The sequence below is a fragment of the Desulfovibrio sp. ZJ746 genome, assembly GCF_011039155.1.
Lineage (GTDB): Bacteria > Desulfobacterota > Desulfovibrionia > Desulfovibrionales > Desulfovibrionaceae > Desulfovibrio.
This window is the reverse complement of record NZ_JAAKEK010000001.1, coordinates 669,734-690,909: the sequence shown is the minus strand read 5'-3', so window position 1 is coordinate 690,909 and position 21,176 is coordinate 669,734. Positions and strand designations below refer to the sequence as shown.

20 protein-coding genes and 1 other RNA gene are annotated in these 21,176 nt (G+C 62.4%); 12 read left to right on the top strand and 9 right to left on the bottom strand.

What is annotated here, in order from left to right:
• Positions 1-135 precede the first annotated feature (135 nt).
• From yajC to G7Y54_RS03125, 4 genes are all read left to right on the top strand, one after another.
• Entirely contained in the window at positions 136-489 is a 354-nt protein-coding gene (gene yajC, locus G7Y54_RS03140; RefSeq protein ID WP_165077158.1) for a preprotein translocase subunit YajC, read from the top strand.
• 121 nt (positions 490-610) lie between these two features.
• Positions 611-2,200 (top strand): protein translocase subunit SecD, encoded by a 1,590-nt coding sequence (gene secD, locus G7Y54_RS03135; protein WP_165077155.1) that lies wholly within the window; start codon positions 611-613, stop codon positions 2,198-2,200.
• A gap of 69 nt (positions 2,201-2,269) precedes the next feature.
• The gene (gene secF, locus G7Y54_RS03130; protein WP_165077153.1) at positions 2,270-3,370 is read left to right on the top strand and encodes a protein translocase subunit SecF; all 1,101 of its coding nucleotides are present in this window, start codon (positions 2,270-2,272) and stop codon (positions 3,368-3,370) included.
• 125 nt (positions 3,371-3,495) lie between these two features.
• Entirely contained in the window at positions 3,496-3,798 is a 303-nt protein-coding gene (locus G7Y54_RS03125; RefSeq protein ID WP_165077151.1) for a hypothetical protein, read from the top strand.
• A 99-nt stretch (positions 3,799-3,897) separates the two neighbouring features.
• Here the strand turns inward: G7Y54_RS03125 and G7Y54_RS03120 are convergent, their stop codons facing one another.
• The 5 genes from G7Y54_RS03120 to G7Y54_RS03095 all read right to left on the bottom strand — a co-directional run bounded on the left by G7Y54_RS03120 (position 3,898) and on the right by G7Y54_RS03095 (position 8,471).
• Complete coding sequence (locus tag G7Y54_RS03120) at positions 3,898-4,458, bottom strand: hypothetical protein (protein WP_165077148.1); 561 nt, start codon at positions 4,456-4,458, stop codon at positions 3,898-3,900.
• 109 nt (positions 4,459-4,567) lie between these two features.
• Positions 4,568-5,284, bottom strand: a complete 717-nt coding sequence (locus tag G7Y54_RS03115; protein WP_165077146.1) for a hypothetical protein — start codon at positions 5,282-5,284, stop codon at positions 4,568-4,570.
• 198 nt (positions 5,285-5,482) lie between these two features.
• Positions 5,483-6,346 (bottom strand): DUF4116 domain-containing protein, encoded by an 864-nt coding sequence (locus G7Y54_RS03110; protein ID WP_165077142.1) that lies wholly within the window; start codon positions 6,344-6,346, stop codon positions 5,483-5,485.
• 277 nt (positions 6,347-6,623) lie between these two features.
• On the bottom strand, positions 6,624-7,250 hold the full coding sequence (locus G7Y54_RS12540) for a hypothetical protein (RefSeq protein ID WP_241159341.1): 627 nt from the start codon (positions 7,248-7,250) through the stop codon (positions 6,624-6,626).
• Positions 7,251-7,577: 327 nt separating this feature from the next.
• Positions 7,578-8,471, bottom strand: coding sequence for a pseudouridine synthase (locus G7Y54_RS03095; RefSeq protein ID WP_346773626.1), 894 nt, complete (start codon positions 8,469-8,471; stop codon positions 7,578-7,580).
• Positions 8,472-8,853: 382 nt separating this feature from the next.
• Between G7Y54_RS03095 and G7Y54_RS03090 the strand changes: the two genes are divergently transcribed.
• The 8 genes from G7Y54_RS03090 (at position 8,854) to G7Y54_RS03055 (ending at position 16,832) form a co-directional block, all read left to right on the top strand.
• The gene (locus tag G7Y54_RS03090) at positions 8,854-9,480 is read left to right on the top strand and encodes a hypothetical protein (protein ID WP_165077136.1); all 627 of its coding nucleotides are present in this window, start codon (positions 8,854-8,856) and stop codon (positions 9,478-9,480) included.
• 10 nt (positions 9,481-9,490) lie between these two features.
• Complete coding sequence (locus G7Y54_RS03085; protein ID WP_165077134.1) at positions 9,491-10,015, top strand: hypothetical protein; 525 nt, start codon at positions 9,491-9,493, stop codon at positions 10,013-10,015.
• 79 nt (positions 10,016-10,094) lie between these two features.
• Positions 10,095-11,105: an ABC transporter permease gene (locus G7Y54_RS03080; RefSeq protein ID WP_165077968.1), complete on the top strand. Its 1,011-nt coding sequence runs from the start codon at positions 10,095-10,097 to the stop codon at positions 11,103-11,105.
• On the top strand, positions 11,102-11,938 hold the full coding sequence (locus tag G7Y54_RS03075; protein WP_165077132.1) for an ABC transporter permease: 837 nt from the start codon (positions 11,102-11,104) through the stop codon (positions 11,936-11,938). The genes G7Y54_RS03080 and G7Y54_RS03075 overlap by 4 nt, the downstream gene beginning before the upstream one ends.
• Before the next feature lie 56 nt (positions 11,939-11,994).
• Positions 11,995-13,593, top strand: coding sequence for an AAA family ATPase (locus G7Y54_RS03070; RefSeq protein ID WP_165077130.1), 1,599 nt, complete (start codon positions 11,995-11,997; stop codon positions 13,591-13,593).
• A 479-nt stretch (positions 13,594-14,072) separates the two neighbouring features.
• Entirely contained in the window at positions 14,073-14,462 is a 390-nt protein-coding gene (locus G7Y54_RS03065; RefSeq protein WP_165077128.1) for a hypothetical protein, read from the top strand.
• A gap of 40 nt (positions 14,463-14,502) precedes the next feature.
• Positions 14,503-14,881, top strand: a transfer-messenger RNA (tmRNA) gene (gene ssrA, locus G7Y54_RS03060).
• Between the two features lie 307 nt (positions 14,882-15,188).
• Entirely contained in the window at positions 15,189-16,832 is a 1,644-nt protein-coding gene (locus G7Y54_RS03055; RefSeq protein WP_165077126.1) for a CTP synthase, read from the top strand.
• 89 nt (positions 16,833-16,921) lie between these two features.
• Here the strand turns inward: G7Y54_RS03055 and aspT are convergent, their stop codons facing one another.
• The 4 genes from aspT to G7Y54_RS12460 all read right to left on the bottom strand — a co-directional run bounded on the left by aspT (position 16,922) and on the right by G7Y54_RS12460 (position 21,137).
• On the bottom strand, positions 16,922-18,619 hold the full coding sequence (aspT, locus tag G7Y54_RS03050; RefSeq protein WP_165077124.1) for an aspartate-alanine antiporter: 1,698 nt from the start codon (positions 18,617-18,619) through the stop codon (positions 16,922-16,924).
• A gap of 235 nt (positions 18,620-18,854) precedes the next feature.
• Positions 18,855-19,898 carry a DUF362 domain-containing protein gene (locus G7Y54_RS03045; protein ID WP_165077122.1) on the bottom strand — a complete coding sequence of 348 codons (1,044 nt, stop codon included), beginning with the start codon at positions 19,896-19,898 and terminating at the stop codon, positions 18,855-18,857.
• Between the two features lie 94 nt (positions 19,899-19,992).
• Positions 19,993-20,859, bottom strand: a complete 867-nt coding sequence (locus tag G7Y54_RS03040; protein ID WP_206214878.1) for an aldo/keto reductase — start codon at positions 20,857-20,859, stop codon at positions 19,993-19,995.
• A complete protein-coding gene (locus G7Y54_RS12460) occupies positions 20,796-21,137 on the bottom strand; it encodes a hypothetical protein (RefSeq protein ID WP_206214877.1) in 342 nt (113 codons plus the stop codon). Before G7Y54_RS12460 ends, G7Y54_RS03040 begins: the two co-directional genes overlap by 64 nt.
• Positions 21,138-21,176 lie beyond the last annotated feature (39 nt).

Sequence of the window (21,176 nt, the reverse complement as noted above, 5' to 3'; positions counted from 1 at the left end):
TGACACGGCGGGGCGGAAGGGAGTCCGCGGCTTGCAAATTCCTGCGGTACAGGCTATGAGCAGGGGCTGCTCTTGTGACCTTGTGAGCCCATGCCGGGGCCTCCCGGCGCCATCCTACACCTCTGGAGGTGCGTTTTGTTTGAATCCATCGCTTTCGCCATGGGCACGCCCCAGGCCGGGGGCGCCGCTCCCGAAGGCACGGACATGCTCATGCAGTTCCTGCCGCTCATCCTCATGTTCGTCATTTTCTGGTTCCTGCTCATCCGTCCGCAGCAAAAGCGCGCCAAGGCCCACAAGCAGATGCTCTCCGAGCTCAAGCGCGGCGACCATGTGGTGACCTCCAGCGGCATCATCGGCCGCATTCTCGAGATCGACGACGAGCAGGTGCTGATCGAAAGCGGCGACTCCAAGCTGCGAATCTCGCGCGCGGCGGTGGGTGGGCTGCTCCCGTCCAAGGCTCCTGCTGACGCCCCGGCGGAAAAGAAATAAAAGGGCGGCTTCGGCCGTCCCTGTCCATGCCGGCCGGATGGCTGCGGCCCCTCGGGGTGCGCGCCATCCGGGCGGCGCATGTCATTTTCGGCCGCCTTGGCCGTATCCTGGAAGGTGAACGATGGGTCTGCGGTGGCGACTCGGCATTTCCGTTCTGGTATTCCTGCTCTGCCTGGTCTATGCCCTGCCGAGCATCCCGGGCATCGGGACGGCGCTGGAGCGCATCCTGCCCGCGAGCAGGATCAATCTCGGCCTTGACTTGAAGGGCGGCATCCACCTGACCCTTGGCGTGGATGTGGCAAAGGCCGTCAGCAATGCCCTGGCGCTCGCAGGGCAGGACGTGCGCCGCCTCGCGCAGGACGAGAAGATCGTCGTCCTGCGCCCGCGCGTCGTGGGGGGCACCACGCTGGAATTTGTGCTGCCCAGGGCCGAAAACGAGGCCAAGCTCCAGGAGCTGCTCGCCCGCCATTTCCCGCAACTGGATGTGGAGGCGCCGCAACGCGGCGACGCCGGCCAGTTGCGCTATGTGGCGCACTTCACCTCCGACGAGGTCTCGCGGCTCGAAAACATGGCGCTCGACCAGGCCCTGCGCACCATCCGCAACCGTATCGACCAGTTCGGCGTGGCCGAGCCCGACATCCGCAAGCAGGCGGACAACCGCATCCAGGTGCAGCTCCCCGGCATTTCCGACCCGCGGCGCGCCGTGCAGATCATCGGCCAGACCGCCCACCTTGAATTCCATCTGGTGCGCGACGATGTGGACCCGGGCAAGGCGGTGCTCCCCTCGGGCGTGGTTGTGCTGCCGCTGCTGGAAAGCAGCCCGGGGCAGAAGGACGATGCGAAAAAGGAAGGCCGCATCGCCGTTGAAAAGGACGCGATGCTCACCGGCGAGGATGTGGCTGACGCGCGGCCGGCCTTCGACCAGATGAACCAGGCCTATGTGACCCTCAATTTCAATGCCCGAGGCGGCCGCATCTTCGAGCGCGTCACCGGCGAGAACGTGGGGCGCCGCATGGCCATCGTCCTCGACGGCAAGGTCTATTCCGCGCCCGTCATCCGCGAGCGGATCGGCGGGGGCAGGGCGAGCATTTCGGGCAACTTCACCACGGCCGAGGCGCAGGACCTCGCCATCGTATTGCGCGCGGGCTCGCTCCCGGCGCCGGTCTCCGTGCTGGAAGAGCGCAGCGTCGGCCCCTCCCTCGGGCAGGAATCCATCGACAGCGGCGTGCGCGCGGCCCTCGTGGGCGCGGCGCTCGTCATCATCTTCATGGCCATCTATTATGGGGTGAGCGGCATCATAGCCGACCTCATGCTCTGCTTCACCATGCTCATCGTCATGGCGGGCATGGGTGCCTTCGGCGCCACCCTGACGCTGCCCGGCATCGCCGGTATCGTGCTGACCATCGGCATGGCCGTGGACGCCAATGTGCTCATTTACGAACGCATCCGAGAAGAACTGCGCCACGGGTTGACCCCGCTCGCCGCGGTGAAGGCCGGCTTTGACCGCGCGGCCATCTCCATCACCGACTCCAACCTGACGACCATCATCGCCACGGTGGTCCTCTACCAGTTCGGCACCGGCCCCATCCGCGGTTTTGCCGTGACGCTCTCGCTGGGCATCATCGCGTCCATGTTCACGGCCATCTTCGTTTCGCGGGCCATCTTCGAGGAGTGGGCCAGACATTGCGGCCCCAAGGGCATCAGCATCTAGCCGCCCCGGCAGGGCGGCATCGGGCATCACCTCCGGGGCGGAAAGCCCCGGGCGCACATGGAGAACCCCATGGGCTTTGCATTTATCAAGCATGACACCCATATCGACTTCATCGGCAAGAGGCACTGGGCCTATGGCCTCTCCATCCTCATCCTGCTGGCCGGGCTCGCTTCCGTGCTGTGGGGCAACGGGCTGAGGCTCGGCATCGACTTCGCGGGCGGCGTCATCGTGCAGGTGCAGTTCGCGCAGCCCGTGGAGGACGAGGCGCTCAAGAAGAGCCTCAATGTTCCCGAGCTCCCGGGCATCTCCACCCAGCGCTTCGGCGAGGGCGGCCGCGACTACCTGTTGCGATTCTCGAGCTCGGAGACCGGGGATGCCTCCCTTTTGCGCACCAATGTGCTCAAGGCGCTCGCCCAAGCCTTCCCGGACAATCCGGCCGAGATCCAGCGCCTCGAGGTGGTGGGCCCCAAGGTGGGCGACGACCTTACCAACAAGGCCCTGAGCGCCCTCTACTATGCGGTTTTGCTTATTGCGGTCTATATCTCCGGCCGCTTCGAGCAGCGCTGGATGGCGGCCGCCATCATGGCCGCGGCGCTGTGGGGCGGCATGTACCTCTTCAGCTTCACGCCCGTCAGCATGGGCTGGCAGGTGCTTATCGCGCTTGCCATCACCCTGATGGTCTGCTTCGTGCTCAAGCTGAACTTCGCCCTGGGGGCTGTTGTGGGCCTGTTGCATGACGTGTTCATCACCCTCGGCCTGCTCTCCATCCTCGATGTGGAGATCGACCTCAACGTCATGGCCGCCATCCTGACCATCGTGGGCTATTCGCTCAACGACACCATCATCGTGTATGACCGGCTGCGCGAAAATCTCCGGGCCCGGCCCGAGCTTGACCTAGCCTCGCTCATCAACCGCAGCGTCAACCAGACTCTCTCGCGCACCATCCTCACGAGCGGCACCACCTTTGTGGCCACGCTTTCGCTCTTCCTGCTCGGCGGCGGCGTCATCCACGATTTTGCCCTGACCATGCTCATCGGCGTGGTGGTGGGCACCGCGTCGTCCATTTATGTTTCTTCCGCCATCCTGCTGGCCTTGGGCGACACCGATTTTTACGTCCGCGCGCAGGAGAAGGAAAAGTACGAGCGCCCGGGAGAACACGGCATCGTCTAGCCGCTCGCGCACGCGTCTTTCAAGGCCGCCCCTGCGAAACTGCGGGGCGGCTTTGCGTTTAAAGGAACAGCCCTTGCAGGACAGGCATGGTAGAGGAAGATTTTTCCTGCCGCTAGGGTGATGCCATGCAGGTTTCAGGAAGCTACAGCCCCATAGGCGCGGTCAACGGCATAGACCGCACGCAGCGGACGCGCCGCGAGCCCCGCCGGAGCGAAGAGAGGTCCGGCGATACCGTTTCCATTTCCGACGAGGCCAAAGCGGCCTTCCGCATTGCCTTAGGGAAAAACGGGGATGATTTGGCATCCGAGGGCGCGGAGACGGCGGCGAAATTTCGCCAGGCGCTTGAAGATGCCTGGAACGAAAACGGTAGCGGTGCGTCCTCGCTAATGGGCCAATTACGGGGTCTTTGGAACAAGTTCCTTGACTAGTCTGTGACTAGTCTCTGCTCCAGAGCGCCAAGGCCTCATCGAAGCTCACTTTTCTCTCATTGCTGTTGCCTTCCACGAACAGATAGGGATAGCCGCCTTTCAGAAGTGGCGTCGGATAAATGATGCTGTTCCAGAGCATGAAAGGGGGAACTTCGTAACCACCCGGATCGAGGACAAGTATCCTGCACGGCTTGGGCATCTTTCCGGGCTTTTCGTCGCTTCCGGGGTCAGACCGTTCAAATTCAAGGCCACAAGCGAGAACCGCGTGATCAGCGCCGCCGGCGCGCGGATTCCGAGAAGTACCGGATGCCCCCCCATGAGGTGGCTTACCGTGAATCTGATGATACTCTTGTTGTTTCCTTCGTGGAATTCGGTCTTGATCTTGCGGCCATAGGCCTTGTCCACTATCTCCTTCAAATCCTCTATGTAGGAGCCACCGCTAAAAAGGGCCGGGTAGTCCTCAAAATGCTTGTAAAGCTTGCCCAGTTGGGTACGCCGGTCCGGTTCGTTGGCAAAGGAAGTGTCGCAGTCCACATAACCGCACAGATTGAGGCTCATCATGAGGGCATAGAGGCCACAGGCCCCGTCGAGGTCTCCCTGGCGGAACAGCGCGGGGTAGTCCCTAGCTTCCACAGCATCGGCAATGAGGATTTGGCGCATTGGCAAGCCTTGTTTTTCGGTCTGATGCGAATATGCGCACCAAGCCGCAAAAAAGTTGAAATATGCGGATGTGAAGTTGTTTCTTATGGCGGCATATCCGCGATATCCATCAGTTTTCTTCGCTGATGAAGGCGCAAATATCAAAGTTGCAGGGTTTCACGACAAAATCTCCACACTGACCATTCAGATGTTCGCAAAGTTCATTGATTTGCTCCTCGATGTCGCAATAGCCGGCTCTGCTCTGAAGCGGCTTCTTTTGCTTCGGCTCCCTGATGCCGCCATTGGCCTCCAGCACCTTCATCACGCGGCTGTCGAGAGGAATTACATATTGGCTGAGACCCAGCATCTGGATAATATTTCTCGACTGCTTGAGGCCAATTTGATTACCCTTAAACGTTTCTCTGAGGTAATCTGCAACTTCACGTTCTTTTTCCAAGCTCGTAGTGTTTAGCAAGGTTTCAAGATGTTTTTTAATTTCTTTCCACTTCTCCTGTAAAACTCTCATACTCCTTGCGATGCTTTCCGGCTTCTTAGTCGTATATCTGATACCTTTGAGTTGCCTGACTCGATTCGCTATATCCTTGCAGTTTTTCATTTTTTCATAATTGTCTGTCGCCAGTTCCGCACGATTCTTCCCAAATTCCTCAGTATTCCTCGATTGCGTACTCAGTATGGCAATGACAAGCGCCTTCCAGAAGGAATCTTCGGAAATGTAGATATTTTTTCGCAAAACATTATGTTGATTCCTCTTTTGAACCCGAGGATCGTCTTTGTACTCATCAATCAGTTTTTTATATCTGTTGAGAACAGCATTGGTGAACTGCACGGTATTTCCTCTCCCCCCCCCGAGTAATAAGATAGTGGAAAGAGTTTTCAGACCTTTTTTAAAATCACTTTGATAAAAGTAACCCTAACATCCTTATTCCACAAGGAAATTCTCGTATGTCCGCCGCAGGGCCGGGAGCGCCACCACGGAACCTCCCGGCGCTGCCGCAACTGCTAGCAAAGAGTACCGCGAGGAACCTTAGTCCTCGTCTTCCGCGTCATCGCCCAAGATTTCGATCGCCAGCCTGGCGCGGAGCTCCTTGTCGGCCACGTAGCGCAAGGCATCCGCATCGTTCTCCACCGCGAGCTCGCAAAGCTCCCGTGTCTGGCAGCGAACGAACCTCAGGGCGCTGGCATCCTTTTCAATGGCAAAGCGGCAGATTTTTTCCGTCTGGTGGCGGACATACTTCAGGGCTTCGGTGTCCTCCTCAATGGCCGCGCAGCAAAGGTCTTCCGGATGTCGTTCCGCATATTTCAGCATCTCCGGATCCCTGCGCACCGCGGCGCGGCAGACTTCCTCCGTCTGCTCGCGCACAAAGCGCAGGGACGCCGGCGTCCTACGTACGGCGGCGAGGCAGATGGCAGGGGTCTGTCCTTGCACATATTCCAGCGCCTCGCCGTTTTGCATAACAGCGGCGGTACTGATCTCTGCCGTCTCACGCTGCACATAGGCCATCGCCCTGCCGTCCTGCTCCACGGCGGCAACGCAGATATCTTCCGTCTGCTCATGCACATACTGGAGCGCCATGCCGTCATTCATAACGGCGGAGCGACAGAGTTCAGGCGTCTGATGACGGACATATTGAAGGGCCATGCCATCCTGTTGTACCGCCGCCCGGCAAATCTGCCGCGTCTGGCGATGTACATACTGGAGCGCCAAGCCGTCCACCTGCACGGCTGCCAGGCAGAGAGCATCCGTCTGGTCATGGATATACCGGAGCACATAGGCGGCCTCCCACACGGCGAGCAGACAGAGATCTTCGGGAGGATCTGGGTGTAGCCGAATATTGTCCGGATTTGAAATGATCAGGCTCCGCCAGAAATAATCGTCATCGCTGTGCATTGCTGCCTCCTCTGCGACTGAGTGAATCCCAACCCGCACAGGATAGGCCGCCCCCGTTCCATTTTTTGAAACGGGAGCGGAAAAATTTTTAAAAGAGAATTTTTTGGAACCAATTGGGGGAGTGGCTGGAAGCGTACGCGGGATATCAGCGGAACTCAGAAGGATGAGCGAAGCATGATGCCGAAACATCAGTCCTCGTGCAGCATGGCACGAACCTCGCTCCGCACTTTTTCGGCCAAGGCTGGGGGCTCTAGCACGCGCGCATGGCGTCCAAGACTCAGCGCCCAGGCCAAAAGTTCTTGGTCGCTGCGGGCGAGAAAGGTAAGGATGACGCCACCGTCCCCGGCCTCCTCAATCTGTTGTGCCGGCCCAAAGAGCCGCTCGCGCGCGTAGGTGGCGCGCTCCCGGGCGACGTGCAGCCGAACAGGAAAAACATGGCCGTCAGCCACCCCAAAGCCAGGTTCCTCATCCGGACTGCGCAGGTCATGGGTACGCCGGGTAAGGCGCACGTCAAGCAGACGGTGGACGGCAAAGAACAGCGGGGGCACGCCTCCACGCGGCCCTTGTCCGTCACTTTCCAGCCGTGGGCGTAAAGGGCGCCGTGGCCGCTCACGAGGCGCGTGACGGCCATTTCATAGGTACGGCCCGGTTTACGCGCATAGGTGATTTCGCAGACGAGCCGCTGCCGGATGGCGCGGAGCAGCGAGGTCAGGATGTGCGCAAAGGGCGCGTAGTCGATGTTGCCGAGCATGGCCGGCTGCACCAGCGGGACCGCAGTTTCCGCTTCGGGTACCGCATCGGCGGAGAGGGCGGCCGCGCGCCTGAGGTTGTCGTCCAGGGCCACCCCCATATCCTCGGAAAGAAAGGGCGCGGCCAGGTCGCGGGCAAAGGCCAGCAGGCGCATTGCGTCCGCGCTGAACCGGAGGCGCCCGCGCTCGGCCACGGTGGGGGCGCGATCCAGTTGATACCATTTTTGCCAGCGGCCTGCTTCCAGACGCAGTTCCGCTTTAAGAGCAACGCCTTCCAGGCGCTCGATGCGGGAAAGCAGCCGCAGGATGGTGGCTTGATGCAGTGGAAGTGCCGGGCCAATTCCGTGAGTGACCAGGCGCGCGGGCTCAACAGGAGCAGGGTATAGAGCCCGAGGATTTTTTCAGTGGCAGTTTTTTCCGGCAAGCGGATGCCTCTCTCGATAATCTTAGACTGCGAGATCGTCACGCGGGAAGGCCGCGCGTCAGGGTTTTTCCGAAAGTCCCGCCCGCTTTCGCAACGCGCGAACCTCGTCCCACTCAAGAAAGCGTGCCTCCCCCGGCTTGAGCGCGCCCAGGGAGAGCCCTCCTTCGGACACGCGCGTAAGCCGCAAGATAGTAAGGCCAAGGTCGTCACACATGCGGCGGATCTGGCGATTCACGCCCTGCCGCAGGACCAGCCGCAGCAGAGTGCTCCGCCTGTTCGGAGACGGCACGCGGCGTGCCTCCACCGGGAGGAGGGGAGTGCCGTCCGAGAGGCGCATCCCGCTGCGCATGATTTCCAGATGACAGTCCGGCACGGCGCCGCGCACCAATACCTCATAGATCTTGTCCACATGGTGCCGCGGGTGGAGGAAGCGATGGGCGAGTTCGCCGTCATTGGTGAGCAGGAGCAGCCCTTCCGAAAAATAGTCCAGTCGGCCCACGGGGAAAAGGCCCAGCTCCCGGGCCTTTTCCGGCAGCAGGTCCATGACGGTGGGGCGTCCCTCCGGGTCGCTCAGGGTGCAAACCGTGCGCACCGGCTTGTGAAGCAGCAGATAGGCGTTTTGCTGCCTTACGCGCAGCGGCTCACCGTCCACGGCTATTCTGTCGTCTGGCAGCACACGCCGCCCGGGATTGGTCTCGGGGATGCCGTTCACCGTGACGCGACCGGCAAAAACAAGCTCGTCGGCCTTGCGGCGGGCGCACAGGCCCGAGGCGGCAATGGCCTTATTCAGGCGCAGGCCGTCAGTGGCGCCCTCTGAACAGGAACCGCCACTGTTTATCTTGGTTGTGACGCGCCCGGACCTAGGCGGCCGCGTGACTTCTCCGGACAAGCCGGAACGCCTGGGTCGGCCGTTTGGGGTTTTGACTTCAGGCGGATTTTTGGGATTTTTCATGCAGCTTTCCGATGCGGTTATGACTGGCGCCATGCTGCGCGAAGCGCCGGCGCGCGTCAAGGGCTACGCCGGATAAAGGTTTTTCAGCATTATTAGTTTACATAATTATCATTATGGGACAATGAGAGGTGCGCCTGAAGAGGGTGCCCTGCTGCCCGCCAACAGCCGGTTCTCTTCGTCCGCTCCATGGGCGCCTGAACGCCCCTTGCCGTAAGCGAGCCTCTGACGTACAACAGGCGCACGGCTTGCCGCCCGCAAAGGATATTTTGAGGCTGCTCGCATGGCGCCGGAAGGCGCCGGGCCTGAGTACTTGCCTCGAGCCCGGCCGTGCACACCGCCATCCTGCCTCCTTTTTTAAGGAAGGCTCTTGAAAGGAAGACCCATGGGTTTTGCCAACGCCAGCGTAAGTTTCACCCGTTTTCGCATCCTTGACCCAGTCACGGACGAGCTCATCCGCGAAGTTCCCGACCGGCTGCGCAAACATGCCATCGTCGATATCGACGACCTGCCGGAAATGCACGCCCAAGGCTGGGTCAGCTTTGAGGATTTTCTCGATACCGAATGGAACGAAGCCCCCGCGCAAAAAGGCAACTATCTCGTCTTTTCCCTTCGTGTTGACAATCGCCGGATACCGGCTGCCGTCATCCGCAAATATGTGGCGCTTGCCTTGCGGCAGGAATTGGCTGAGCAGCGCGCCCGCGGCAAGAACTTCATTTCCGGCGACCGCAAAAAAGAAATCAAGGAACGGGTGCATCTCCGGCTCCGGCAGCGTTTTTTGCCGGTGCCGGGTGAATTCAATGTCATCTGGCTTTTGGAGAAAAACGAGGTCTGGTTCGCCTCCACCCAAAGCGGCATGATCGACCTCTTCATGGAGGAGTTCCTCCAGACCTTTGACCTGCGCCTTGACCAGCTGACGCCCTATACCCTGGCCGTCGGCATGCTCGACGAGGACGCCCTGCTCCGCCTTGACCGGCTGGAGGCCACGGAATTCGCGTCCCAGGACGCATAGGGAGGAGATGATGACCTTGCCGTCCTCCGATTCGACCGACGCCATCCTCGGGCAGGAATTTCTCACCTGGCTCTGGTACCAGAGCGACACCGCGCCCGGCGCCTTTACCGACATCCACGGCCAGCCCTTCGCCGTCTCCATGGAGCAGCGCATCGTGGTGGCCGGCGGCCAGGGCGACGCGCGCGAGACGGCCTCGGTCTCGGGCTCTCTCTCGCCCCTGCGCGAGGCGCGCTTCGGCCTCGGCACCGGCAAAAAGGTCACGCGGGCGCTCATCCGCCTTGAAAAAGATGACATGGCCTTCCAGTTCACCCTCCGGGCCGAGGATTTTTCCATCGCAAGCCTGCGCACCCCCAAGCTCGACAAGGGCGACGCCGATGACGATCCGGACGCCCTGCTCCTTGAAAAGATCTACCTCATGGAAACCTGCATGGCGCTCCTGGACGGCCTCTACGCGCGCTTCCTCAAGTTGCGGCTCTCGCCGCAATGGCCGAAGGAAGTGGCCGACATGGGCCAATGGATGACGCGCACCGCCTGAACGGGCGCCCGCGCTGCACGCGTGGTTGCCCCATGTTCGCCGCATGAACGGACCGCTCTCCCCTGCCCTCACCCCGGCGATGCTGCCCGGCACGCCGCTTTTTGCCGCCCTGCTGCGGCTCGGGAGAAAACTGCTCTGGATGCTCCTCGTGCTCTGGGGCATCACGCTCATTTCCTTCTGGGTCATCCACCTCGCGCCTGGCTCGCCCACGGATATGGAGACCACGCTCAACCCGCTCGCCGGCGCGGCGGCGCGCCAGCAGCTCGAGGCGCTCTACGGCCTCGACAAGCCCCTGCACGTCCAGTATTTCGACTGGCTCGGCCGGCTTCTGCACGGCGATTTCGGCAATTCCATGTCCGCGGACGCGCGGCCCGTGCTCGACAAGATTTTCGAGCGCCTGCCGCTGACCGTCTCCATGAACGCCATTTCGCTGGTGCTCACCCTGCTCATCGCCATTCCCGTGGGGATCCTCTCCGCATGCCGGCGCAATTCCCTGCTCGACCGGACGGTCACGGTGCTCGTCTTTCTGGGCTTCGCCATGCCCTCCTTCTGGCTGGCGCTCCTGCTCATGCTCTGGTTCGGCATCGACCTCCAGTGGCTCCCCATTTCCGGGCTCACTTCCATGGACTATGCGCGGTTGGGCCCCTGGGGCAAGTTTTGCGACCTCGCGCGCCATCTGGTGCTCCCCATCACGGTGTATACCGTGGGCTCGCTCGCCGGCATGTCCCGCTATATGCGCGCCTGCATGCTGGAGGTGCTGCGGCAGGACTATATCCTGACCGCCCGGGCCAAGGGACTCTCGCCGCGGCAGGTCATCCTGCGCCATGCCCTGCGCAACGCGCTTCTGCCCGTCATCACCCTCCTCGGGCTCTCCGTGCCCGGGCTCATCGGCGGCAGCGTCATCATCGAGTCCATCTTCGCCCTGCCCGGGCTCGGGCAGCTTTTTTACAGCGCGGTCATGGCGCGCGACTACACCATGATCATGGGCAACCTTGTGCTCGGCGCGGTGCTCACGCTGGCGGGCAACCTTCTGGCCGACCTCTTTTACGGCCTCGCCGACCCCCGCATCCGCAGCGGAGGCGGCCAATGATGTGCGCCTCCGTGCGCCGCTTTCTCGGGCGCAATGGCATGCTGGCCCTCGGGCTCGGCATCGTGATCTTCATGTCGCTGGCCGCGCTCGGGGCGCCATGGCTCGCGCCCTACCCGCCCGACGCCGAACATCTCGACCATGTGCTCGAGGCGCCTTCGGCGGAATTCTGGCTCGGCACCGACCGCCTTGGGCGTGACATTCTCTCGCGCCTGCTCTATGGCGGCCGCGTCTCGCTGTGGGTGGGCTTCGTGGCGGTGGGCATCTCCGTGAGCATCGGCACCACGCTCGGGCTCATCAGCGGCTATTTTCGCCGCTGGGTGGACGAAGCCGTCATGCGCCTCGTGGACATCATGCTCTGCTTCCCCTCCTTTTTTCTCATCCTGGCGGTCATTGCCTTTCTGGAGCCGAGCCTTACCAATATCATGATTGTCATCGGCCTGACCTCATGGATGGGCGTGTGCCGCCTGGTGCGCGCCGAGACCCTGAGCCTGCGCGAGCGCGAATTTGTGGCCGCGGCCCGGCTGGCCGGCACCTCCACGCCGCATATCCTGATGCGGCATATCCTGCCCAATGCGCTGGCGCCGGTGCTCATCACGGCGACCCTTGGCATCGCGGGCGCCATCCTCGTGGAGTCGAGCCTGAGCTTTCTCGGCCTGGGCGTGCAGCCGCCGATGCCCAGCTGGGGCAACATGCTCATGGAGGGCAAGGCCACCATCGAGACGGCGCCCTGGCTTTCCGTCTATCCGGGCCTCGCCATCCTGCTCACGGTGCTGGGCTACAACCTGGTGGGCGAAAGCCTGCGCGACCTGCTGGACCCGCGCCTCTCGCAATAGGCAGGGACGCGCCGGGCAGCCGTGCCGCCCCGGGCAACGTATTTTCGGGTGAACCTATGCTGGAATATCTGCGCATCCGCAACCTGGCCCTCATCGAGGACATGGAGCTGGAATTCGCCCGCGGCATCAATGTGCTCACGGGCGAGACCGGCGCCGGGAAAAGCTTTATCCTCAAGGCCCTGGGCTTTCTGCTGGGCGACAGGCTTGGCGCGGACATGGTGCGGCCGGGCGCCGAGCGGGCGCAAGTGGAGGCGCTCTTCGCGCTGGAAGACGGGGACTTGGTCTTGCGGCGCGAACTGGCGGCGGAAAGTGGCCGCAGCCGCCTCTATATCAACGATGCCCTGAGCTCGCAGGAGAGCCTGCGCGAGCTGCGCAGCCGCCTCGTGAGCCATACGAGCCAGCACGCGCAGCAGAAGCTCCTCCAGCCGGCCTTCCAGGCCCGGTTGTTTGATGATGCCTTCCCGGAGCCGGCCCTGCTCGAGGAACGGGACAGGCTCGTCGCGCAACTGCGCGCCCTTGCGGAAGAACGGGATACCCTGCGCGCCCGGCAGGAGGGCCTTGCCGAGCGCCGCGACCTTCTGGAAATGCAGCAGCAGGAGATCGACAAGGTGGCGCCGCAGGAGGGCGAGGAGGAGCGGCTTGAAGCCCAGCGCGCACAGGCGCGCGACGCGGAGGCAAGGCGCGAGGAGGGAGAACGCGCCCTGCTGCTCCTGCATGGCGAGGACGGCCCGGGCCTGCTTGACCTGCTGGCGGAATTCGAGCGCCTCGCCCAGCGCATGGGCCGCGAGGGCGATGACCGCTCCGTGGCCGCCGCCGAGGCTGCGGCCGCCTTGCGCCAGGAGCTTTCGCACCTCTCCGGGGAGCTGCGCCGCCAGCCCGCGGTCGACACTGACGTGGACCTCGACAAGGTGGAGGAACGCCTCTTCCTCCTGGCGCAGCTCAAGCGCAAGCTGAAGCGCACACTCCCCGAAATCCTCGCCATGCGCGAGGAGATTGTCGAAAACCTTTCCTTCCTCGATGTCTGCTCGCTCGATCTTTCGCGCCTGAACAAGGAGGAAGCCCGGCTTGTGCAAGAGCTTGGCGCCGTTGTGGCGCGTATCGTGCCCCTGCGCCGGGAGGCAGCCACCGGGCTTGCCAAAAATCTGGAGGAGCAGTTGCGCGGGCTCGGCTTTTCCGAAGGGGCGCGGGTCATCCCGGAATTCACCCCCCATGAGCTCTGGCCCGGCATCAACGACGAGCGCGGGCGCCTCCTCTGGGCGCCCAACCCGGGCCAGCCGGCGCAGCCGCTCGACCGAATCGCTTCGGGCGGCGAGCTCTCCCGCTTCCTGCTGGCCCTGGCGGGGCTGCGCACCGACCAGGGAGACGCCACCTATATTTTTGATGAGGTGGATGCGGGCGTGGGCGGCATGACCCTCAACAAGCTGGCGGACAGGCTGGTAGCCCTCGCGGACAGTCACCAGATGCTGCTCATCACCCACTGGCCGCAGCTCGCGGCCCGCGCTGAGCGGCACTTCCAGATCAGCAAGGTGGTGCGCGATGCGGCCACCTATACCCTCTGTGCCCCGCTGGATGCGGAAGGGCGCCGCCAGGAGCTCGCCCGCATGGCTGGCGGTGGCAGCCAGGGCGAGGCCGTGGCGCATTCCCTTCTTGAGTGAAACGTCCCCCTGCCGGCGACTGGAAATTTTTGCCTGCCAGAGGGAGCGGGCCGGCAAAATCCAGCTGTCCTCCCCGTCAAAAAGACGCCGAAGCCTAGCCTCTCCATCTCTCCCCGGGCGCTCGGGAACTTGATTTCAAGCACTTTCCTCCATTTTTTCACGATATTTTCTAGAAATTTTCTGCTAAGAGAGATCCAGACGCATTTTTGGCATTGCTTTTGCTTTCTCACGGGCGTTGCCACCCCGAGGAAAATTCGGCCGCCCCGCGCAAAAGCAGGGTTTCCGGGCTCCCGGAGGGCAAACCCCATGCGATACCTGCCCTGGAGGATGTTGTGAATAGCGAAAGCCGGAACCACCTTGCGGAGATGGTACACTTGAGGAACAGCGATACACCGCTCACCGCCCAAGCCCGCTCCGCCATCCCCGACTGCCTCCCCCCAGCCTCTCCAGATCCCGTCAAGGCCCGCCTGCGGGAATTCATGAACCAAAGCGCGGAACTTCTTCCGGAACTTGAAGAACAGCTCGACGGCCTGCAAGAGACCTTCGTTTCGCTGCTCGAGCGCCAGTTTGAAAAAGAAAAATTTACGCCGGACCACAGGCTGCACATCTTCCTCTCGCCGGAGGGCAAGCTCGTGGTGGAGGGCGAGGATGACGACGCGGACAAGGTCTGCGCCATCTTTTCCCGCCAGCCGCAGCTCCACCAGCGTTTTCGGGAGCTCGCGCGCCTCGCCCTGCTCACCCACGGCATCGCGGTGGCCCGGCGGGCGCATGCGGCCATGGAGGCCGGCGCCGACAGCGACGAGGAGCCCCTGCTCGGCCGCTACCACATGTGCCTCAAGGGGGCGCTCTCACATTTTTATGTCCGCTGAGCTTGCCAGGCGGGCATTAAGTCCCTATTGTGCACGGCACGGGGGCGCACTGGTTTCGACGTGGATATGGAAACCGGAGTTGCAGGCCGAGGCGCCGCTGGCCTCGTAAAAAGCGGCAAAACAGTAATTGCCAACAACGATTACGACTACGCCTACGCTGCCTAGTCAGCGCGGCAACCTGACCGCATAGCCGGTCACGTCCGGGGGGAGGACGCCTGATATTCCCTCCGGGCGACACTTATCAGGCTGGCGGAAACTGGTGTTCACCGGGGTTTTCCGCGAGATTGTCACCGGCGAGCCCGCCGTGCTGCGCCTGATCAGGGGCCACCAGCACGGTCAGATTCAAACCTGATCTATGCCTGTAGACGCTTCGCGCGGAGTGTTCGCGGACGGGGGTTCGACTCCCCCCGCCTCCACCAAGAAAGTTCTCAACACGGTTCAAGAAAGCCCGCAATGCCTTGAGCAGAGCGGGTTTTTCTGCTTTTGTCGCCCATTGGTTTGCGCTAAGAATCGTTGGCAGCCACTAAAAGGGGGCAACTTTGGGGGCAAGTTTTGTCTTGCATGTTACCCATATCGGCGTCGCCCACATCTTCGTCCGGCGAAGCTCGCAATCGCACCCCCGCCAGCCGGCGGACCGGCAAAATGACTAGCCAAGGCGCGCGACATGGTTTATTCTTCCCCGGTTGAGCGATATGCCGCCGCGCGCGGCAGTGCCAAGGGGGTGCCATGAAAACCAAGTTCATCTTCGTGACGGGCGGCGTGCTTTCCTCATTGGGCAAGGGGCTGGCGGCGGCCTCACTGGGCGCCCTGCTCAAGGCGCGCGGGCTGGATGTCACCATCCAGAAGCTCGACCCCTACATCAATGTGGACCCGGGCACCATGAATCCCTTTCAGCACGGCGAGGTCTTCGTCACCGACGACGGCGCGGAGACCGACCTCGACCTCGGCCACTACGAGCGTTATCTCGATGTGCCCATGTCGCGGAAGAACAACACCACCTCGGGCGCCATCTACAACCATGTCATCGCCAAGGAGCGGCGGGGCGACTATCTCGGCGCCACGGTGCAGGTCATCCCGCACATCACGGACGAGATCAAGCAGACGGTGCTCTCGCTCGCCGAGGGGCCCGACGCGCCGGACGTGGCCATCATCGAGATCGGCGGCACGGTGGGCGACATCGAGGGCCTGCCCTTCCTCGAGGCCATCCGCCAGCTGCGCTCCGAGCTCGGGCGCGACAACTGCCTCAACATCCACCTCACCCTCGTGCCCTACCTGCGCTGCGCGGGCGAGCACAAGACCAAGCCCACCCAGCACAGCGTCAAGGAGCTTTTGTCCATCGGCATCCAGCCGGACATCATCCTGTGCCGCTGCGAGCAGAGCATCCCGCAGGAAATGCGCAAAAAGATCGCCCTGTTCTGCAATGTGGACGAGGACGCCGTGTTTTCCTCGGTGGATGTGGACAATATTTACGAGGTGCCGCTCAAGTTCTACGAGGAGGGCTTTGACCAGAAGGTTGCCATCATGCTGCGCCTGCCCGCGCGCAACGCCCACCTTGAAGCATGGGAGCGCCTCATCCATGACAGCGCCAATCCCCGCGGCAAGGTGACCATCGCCATCGTGGGCAAGTATGTGGACCTGAAGGAAGCCTACAAGAGCCTGCACGAGGCGCTGATGCACGGCGGCGTCGCCAACCGCGTGGCCGTTGAGCTGCGCTATGTGAACAGCGAGAATGTCACCCCGGAAAACGCCGCCGAGGTCTTTGCCGGCTGTGACGGCATCCTGGTGCCGGGCGGCTTCGGCTATCGCGGCGTGGAGGGCAAGATCGCGGCCATCCAGTACGCGCGCGAAAACAAGGTGCCGTTTTTCGGCATCTGCCTCGGCATGCAATGCGCGGTCATCGAGTTTGCGCGCAATGTGGCCGGCCTCCCCGAAGCCAATTCCGAGGAGTTTAACCCCCTCTCGCCGCAAAAGGTCATCTACCTGATGAAGGAGTGGTTCGATTTCCGCACGCATAATGTGGAACGCCGGGATGACGGGAGCGACAAGGGCGGCACCATGCGCCTCGGCTCCTACCCGTGCAAGCTGCTGCCGGGCAGCCGGGCGCATGACGCCTACGGCACGGACATGGCAGACGAGCGCCACCGCCACCGCTATGAGTTCAACAATGACTTTAAGGATACGCTCGGCGAAAAGGGCATGATTTTCAGCGGCACCGCGCCCGATGACTCGCTGGTGGAAATCGTGGAGCTGCCCGATCATCCGTGGTTTCTGGGCTGCCAGTTCCATCCCGAGTTCAAGTCGCGCCCCATGCAGGCGCATCCCCTCTTCCGGGAATTCATCAAGGCCGCCAAGACCAGGGCCGAAGCCTGAAGCGCATAAGATATGAAGAAACGCCCCGCATGCGGGGCGCTTTCCTCGAGGAAACCACGAGCGCGCTCCCCTCAGGGAACGCGCTTTTCTTATGCAAATGCCAGCACAAGCAGGCTCGAGAAGACGAGCACGAGATTGGCCACCGCATAGGTGACGCTGTAGCCGATGGCCGGCAGGTTGCTGTCAAGGGCGTCCTGAATGGCGCCGATGGAGGCCACGCCGCAGCGGGCGCCGGCCACGCAGCCCAGTGTCTCCGGCGCGGTGAAGCGGAAAATCTTGCGGGCGATGAAGATGTTGATGGTCAGGGCCAGCAGGGTGCAGACGATGCCCGTGACGAAAAGGCCCACACCGAATTCCTTGAGCGCGTGGATGAAGGTCGCGCCGGACGTGAGCCCGATGACGGCAATGAACATGTTGAGCCCGAGCTTGTCAAACAGCCAGATGACCGGCGAAGGTATCCGGCCAAAGGACGGGCGCCGGTTGCGCAGCCAGCCCAGGAAAAGGCCCGAGAGCAAGGTGCCGCCGCTGGTACTGATGGAGACGGGCACCCCGCCGATCTTCACGCTTAGGGCGCCCACAAAACAGCCGAGCGCCACGCCGAAGCCCAAAAAGATCATGTCCGTGGCCTGGGTATGGCGGTCGGAATAGCCGATCTCCTGCACGGCCTCGGCCACATCCCCGGGCAGGCCCACGAGGGTCATGACATCCCCGCGCTGGAGCCGCGTCCGCGAGCGCCCGGGCAGCGACACGCCGTTGCGGGTCAGGCTGCGCACCACCACGCCCTTCATGAAGGGCTGCTGCCTGAGCTCGCCGAAAGTCATCTTCGCCACCTTGCCCTGCGCGATGGTGACGGGCAGGTTCTCCACGCCAAAGCTCAGGAGCTCATGATCGGCCACTTCGGGGCCGATAGCCTGACCGTCGTCAACGATGACCTCACGGCGCCCGCTGAGGACAACGATATCCCCCTTGCGCACACGGAGCGCAGGGGCGGGGTCGTGGATCTCCCCCCTGATGCGCAACCGATCCACAAAGAGGCGCAAGCCCCTGTCCGCAAATTCCTTCTCGATTTCGGCCACGGTGCGCGGGCGGTCAAAAAAGGCGCTCTCCGCGCGGTAGGCGCGGAAGGACACGGCCCGCTCGGCCAGCATGTAGCCGGGCTCGGCCTGGAATTCGCCGTCCTCCATGGCGGCCTCGATCTCCTCAATCTCCTTGCGCACCTTGGTCATGCCCCCAAGGAGCATGGGCCCGATATTGGAAAGGAACCACGCCGAGCCGATGGTGCCGAAAACATAGGTCACGGCATAACTCGCCGGGATCATTGACAGGAGAAAATCTTTTTTGTCAGCATCCATCATGAGGCCGCGGATGGTCTCGGTGGTGAGCCCGAGGGAGCCGGAGGCCGTCTGCGAGCCGGCGAAGAGGCCCGCCGCCACGCCCATGTCATAGCCCATGATACGCGCGGCCACGATGACCGTTGTGGCGCAGATGACAGCCTCCAAGAGCGCAAAGGCCACCTGCTTGAGGCCATGTCCCTTGAAGGCCATGAAAAACTGCGGCCCCACGCTGTAGCCGATGGAAAACAGGAACAGCATGAAGAAGATGGAACGCACGATCTCCGGGATCTGGATCTGCATCTGCCCGATGACCACGCCCACCAGCAGGGTGGCCGCCACCGGGCCAAGGGTGAACGACTTGTATTTGAGTTGTCCGAGCCAGAAGCCGATGCTGAGCGTCAAGAAAATGGGGATGACGGGGTTGGCCCTGAAGATGTGCACCAACCAATCCATGGCAGTTCTCCACGGGATACTGAAGTTGCGTTCGTTACAGGAAAAGCGCCGGCCCGCTGGGCGCCCATGCCCCGGTGGCGGCCTCTGCCGCGGCCATATGGGCAAAGCGGGCCACTAGTCCAGAGGGTTTTTTAATCAAATTTTGCAGGGGCATCAAGCGAGGAGAGGGGCGCGCCCACCGGGGAATGCCCCGGCGAACGCCATCCCTCATGTGACCGACCGGCCTGCGCCGGGCTCACTCAACGGTGATCAGTTCGTATTGCGGATTGCCCATCTTTTTTTCGCGCATGGCCGAAAGCTGCCGCAAGCCGTGGCGGCTCTCGATTCTTTCGATAACGTCCTTGCTGTCCGGCGCGGCAAAAACGAGGTCACACGCGGCCTGGTCAATGGCGAGCAGGTCATTGGAAGCCAGGATGCCGATATCCTTCATGGTGGGCGCGTGGGCGCGGGTGCCGGCGCAATCGCAATCCACGCTGATGTTGCGCAGGACGTTTATATAGGTGATATGCTTGCCGAAATGGTCGATTACGGCCTTGGCGGAATCGGCCATCAGCTCCATGAAGAGTTCTTTTTTGGCGGATGTGCTGAACTCGGGCTTGCCCTCGAGGTTGGTGCCGTGCACCTGGCGTTTGCCCAGCTGCCCGGAGGCGCAGCCGATGGCGATATTCTTCATGGAGCCGCCAAAGCCGCCGCTCGAATGGCCCTTGAAATGCGTGAGCACGAGCATGGAGTCATAGTCGGTGATGCCCTTGCCCATGGCCACCTCTTTCAGGTGGAAACCGTCCCGCACGGGCAGGCTGACATCGCCCTTTTCATCGAGAATATCCACGGGGCAGAAGGTCCAGCCATTGACCTCAAGCGTTTTCCTGTGGCCTTCGGTGGTGTAGCGGCCGCCCTCATAGAGGGTGTTGGTCTCCACGATGGCGCTGTCCGGGATGGTCTTTTGCAGGGCGGCCACGAGCTCGCGCGGCAGGATGTTGGGGCCGTTGGGCTCGCCCGTGTGCACCTTGATGGCGACCTTGCCGTAAATGCCCTCATTGACGAGATTATACAGCTTGATAAGGCTCGCTTCATCAATGACGGGCGAAAAATACACCTTGGCGACCGAGCCCGGCGCCTGCGCCGCAGTGACTTTCTTGGAGCCTGTGACCGGGGTCTTTTGCGGCGAAGCCGCGGCATCCTGCTTCTGCGCCCCAAGGCTGAGGCCCGGCGCAAGGGCGGCGGCGCCCAGGGAGAGGGCGGCGCCCTGAACGAAAGTTCTGCGGGAAAGGAGTTTCATCTACCTGTCCTCCACCTTTTTATGGTTGAAGCATCTTGGTTCTGTATGTCTGTCACTCGCGCGAAAAGGAAACCCCCCGGCGACGCGGCGAAGCTCAGGAAAAGACTTCCCGTGCGCGGGCCATCTGCTCGCGGATCTTTACCTCAAAGGGGCAGCGCGTTTCGCAAACGCCGCATTGGCTGCACGCATCGGCCCGGGCCGGCAATGCGCGGTAATGCTCGCGCACCGTTTCGGGCACCTCGTTTTGCGCACAGGCCAGGTTGAGGAGCTTGATGACCATGGCGATGTCGATGTATTCCGTGCACGGGGCGCAATGCCCGCAATACATGCAGTGCCCTTTCCAGCTGATGCGCGGGAAGCGGGCGAGGACATCGGCATAGTCACTCCCCCCGCTCCCGGGCGCGCCGTAACTGAGGCATTCCTCAAGCTCCCCGAGGCTGCGGGCCCCGGCGAGCACGCAGGCCACGGCCGGCCTGTCCAGGGCATAGGCGATGGCCTGGTGCGCGGTGAGCGCCACGCCGGCGAGGGAGCGCTCGGCATGCAAGAGGTCGCCGCCGCCAAAGGCCTTCATCACGGTGATGCCCACGCCGCGTTCCATGCAGGTTTCGTACAGCCGGGCGCGGTCGGCGTCCATGTTGGTGAGGGGCTGCTTGTACTTTTCCCGGTTCCAGAGCTGCTCCACGTCTTCGTCCGCCGGCTGGAGGTCATAACAGGGATTGACGGAAAACATGAGCACCTTGATGGCGCCCTCCTCCACCGCCTTGAGCGCCACCTTGGGATTATGGCTGGAAAGTCCCAGGGCGCGGATGACGCCCTGCTTTTTGAGCCCGAGCGCATAATCGAGGATGCCGCCCTCCTCCACCTTTTTCCAGTTGGCCAGCGAATCCACATAGTGGATCATGCCGATGTCGAGCCAGTCCGTGCCGAGCCTTTTAAGCTGGTCATCAAACGACGCCCGCACCTTTTGCAGGTCGCGCGTGCATTTGTACTGCCCGTCTTCCCAGACGGTGCACAAATGCCCTGCAGGATGAACTTTTCGCGGCGCCCGCGCATGGCGCGGCCGAGATTGGTGCGCAGGTCGGGGCTTGGCGAATAGAGGTCGATGCAGTTGGCGCCGGCGCCTTCCATGAGGTCGAGCGCCTTGGCATAGTAGTCCGGCGCCTTGTCCAGCAGCCCCTCGCAGCCAAGGCCCACCACGCCGACCGTAAGGCCGGAATTTCCCAGTTCCCGTGTCTCCATAGGCGCTCCTGCGGTTTTACCCACACTTATGCCTGTTTG

Bases quoted from the DNA above. Each gene is read 5' to 3' on its own strand.
- secD (WP_165077155.1), top strand. From the start codon at position 611: ATGGGTCTGCGGTGGCGACTCGGCATTTCCGTTCTGGTATTCCTGCTC.
- secF (WP_165077153.1), top strand. From the start codon at position 2,270: ATGGGCTTTGCATTTATCAAGCATGACACCCATATCGACTTCATCGGC.
- G7Y54_RS03125 (WP_165077151.1), top strand. From the start codon at position 3,496: ATGCAGGTTTCAGGAAGCTACAGCCCCATAGGCGCGGTCAACGGCATA.
- G7Y54_RS03120 (WP_165077148.1), bottom strand. From the start codon at position 4,458: ATGCGCCAAATCCTCATTGCCGATGCTGTGGAAGCTAGGGACTACCCC.
- G7Y54_RS03110 (WP_165077142.1), bottom strand. From the start codon at position 6,346: ATGCACAGCGATGACGATTATTTCTGGCGGAGCCTGATCATTTCAAAT.
- G7Y54_RS12540 (WP_241159341.1), bottom strand. From the start codon at position 7,250: ATGCGCCTGCTGGCCTTTGCCCGCGACCTGGCCGCGCCCTTTCTTTCC.
- G7Y54_RS03095 (WP_346773626.1), bottom strand. From the start codon at position 8,471: ATGAAAAATCCCAAAAATCCGCCTGAAGTCAAAACCCCAAACGGCCGA.
- G7Y54_RS03090 (WP_165077136.1), top strand. From the start codon at position 8,854: ATGGGTTTTGCCAACGCCAGCGTAAGTTTCACCCGTTTTCGCATCCTT.
- G7Y54_RS03085 (WP_165077134.1), top strand. From the start codon at position 9,491: ATGACCTTGCCGTCCTCCGATTCGACCGACGCCATCCTCGGGCAGGAA.
- G7Y54_RS03080 (WP_165077968.1), top strand. From the start codon at position 10,095: ATGCTGCCCGGCACGCCGCTTTTTGCCGCCCTGCTGCGGCTCGGGAGA.
- G7Y54_RS03075 (WP_165077132.1), top strand. From the start codon at position 11,102: ATGATGTGCGCCTCCGTGCGCCGCTTTCTCGGGCGCAATGGCATGCTG.
- G7Y54_RS03070 (WP_165077130.1), top strand. From the start codon at position 11,995: ATGCTGGAATATCTGCGCATCCGCAACCTGGCCCTCATCGAGGACATG.
- G7Y54_RS03065 (WP_165077128.1), top strand. From the start codon at position 14,073: ATGAACCAAAGCGCGGAACTTCTTCCGGAACTTGAAGAACAGCTCGAC.
- G7Y54_RS03055 (WP_165077126.1), top strand. From the start codon at position 15,189: ATGAAAACCAAGTTCATCTTCGTGACGGGCGGCGTGCTTTCCTCATTG.
- aspT (WP_165077124.1), bottom strand. From the start codon at position 18,619: ATGGATTGGTTGGTGCACATCTTCAGGGCCAACCCCGTCATCCCCATT.
- G7Y54_RS03045 (WP_165077122.1), bottom strand. From the start codon at position 19,898: ATGAAACTCCTTTCCCGCAGAACTTTCGTTCAGGGCGCCGCCCTCTCC.
- G7Y54_RS12460 (WP_206214877.1), bottom strand. From the start codon at position 21,137: ATGGAGACACGGGAACTGGGAAATTCCGGCCTTACGGTCGGCGTGGTG.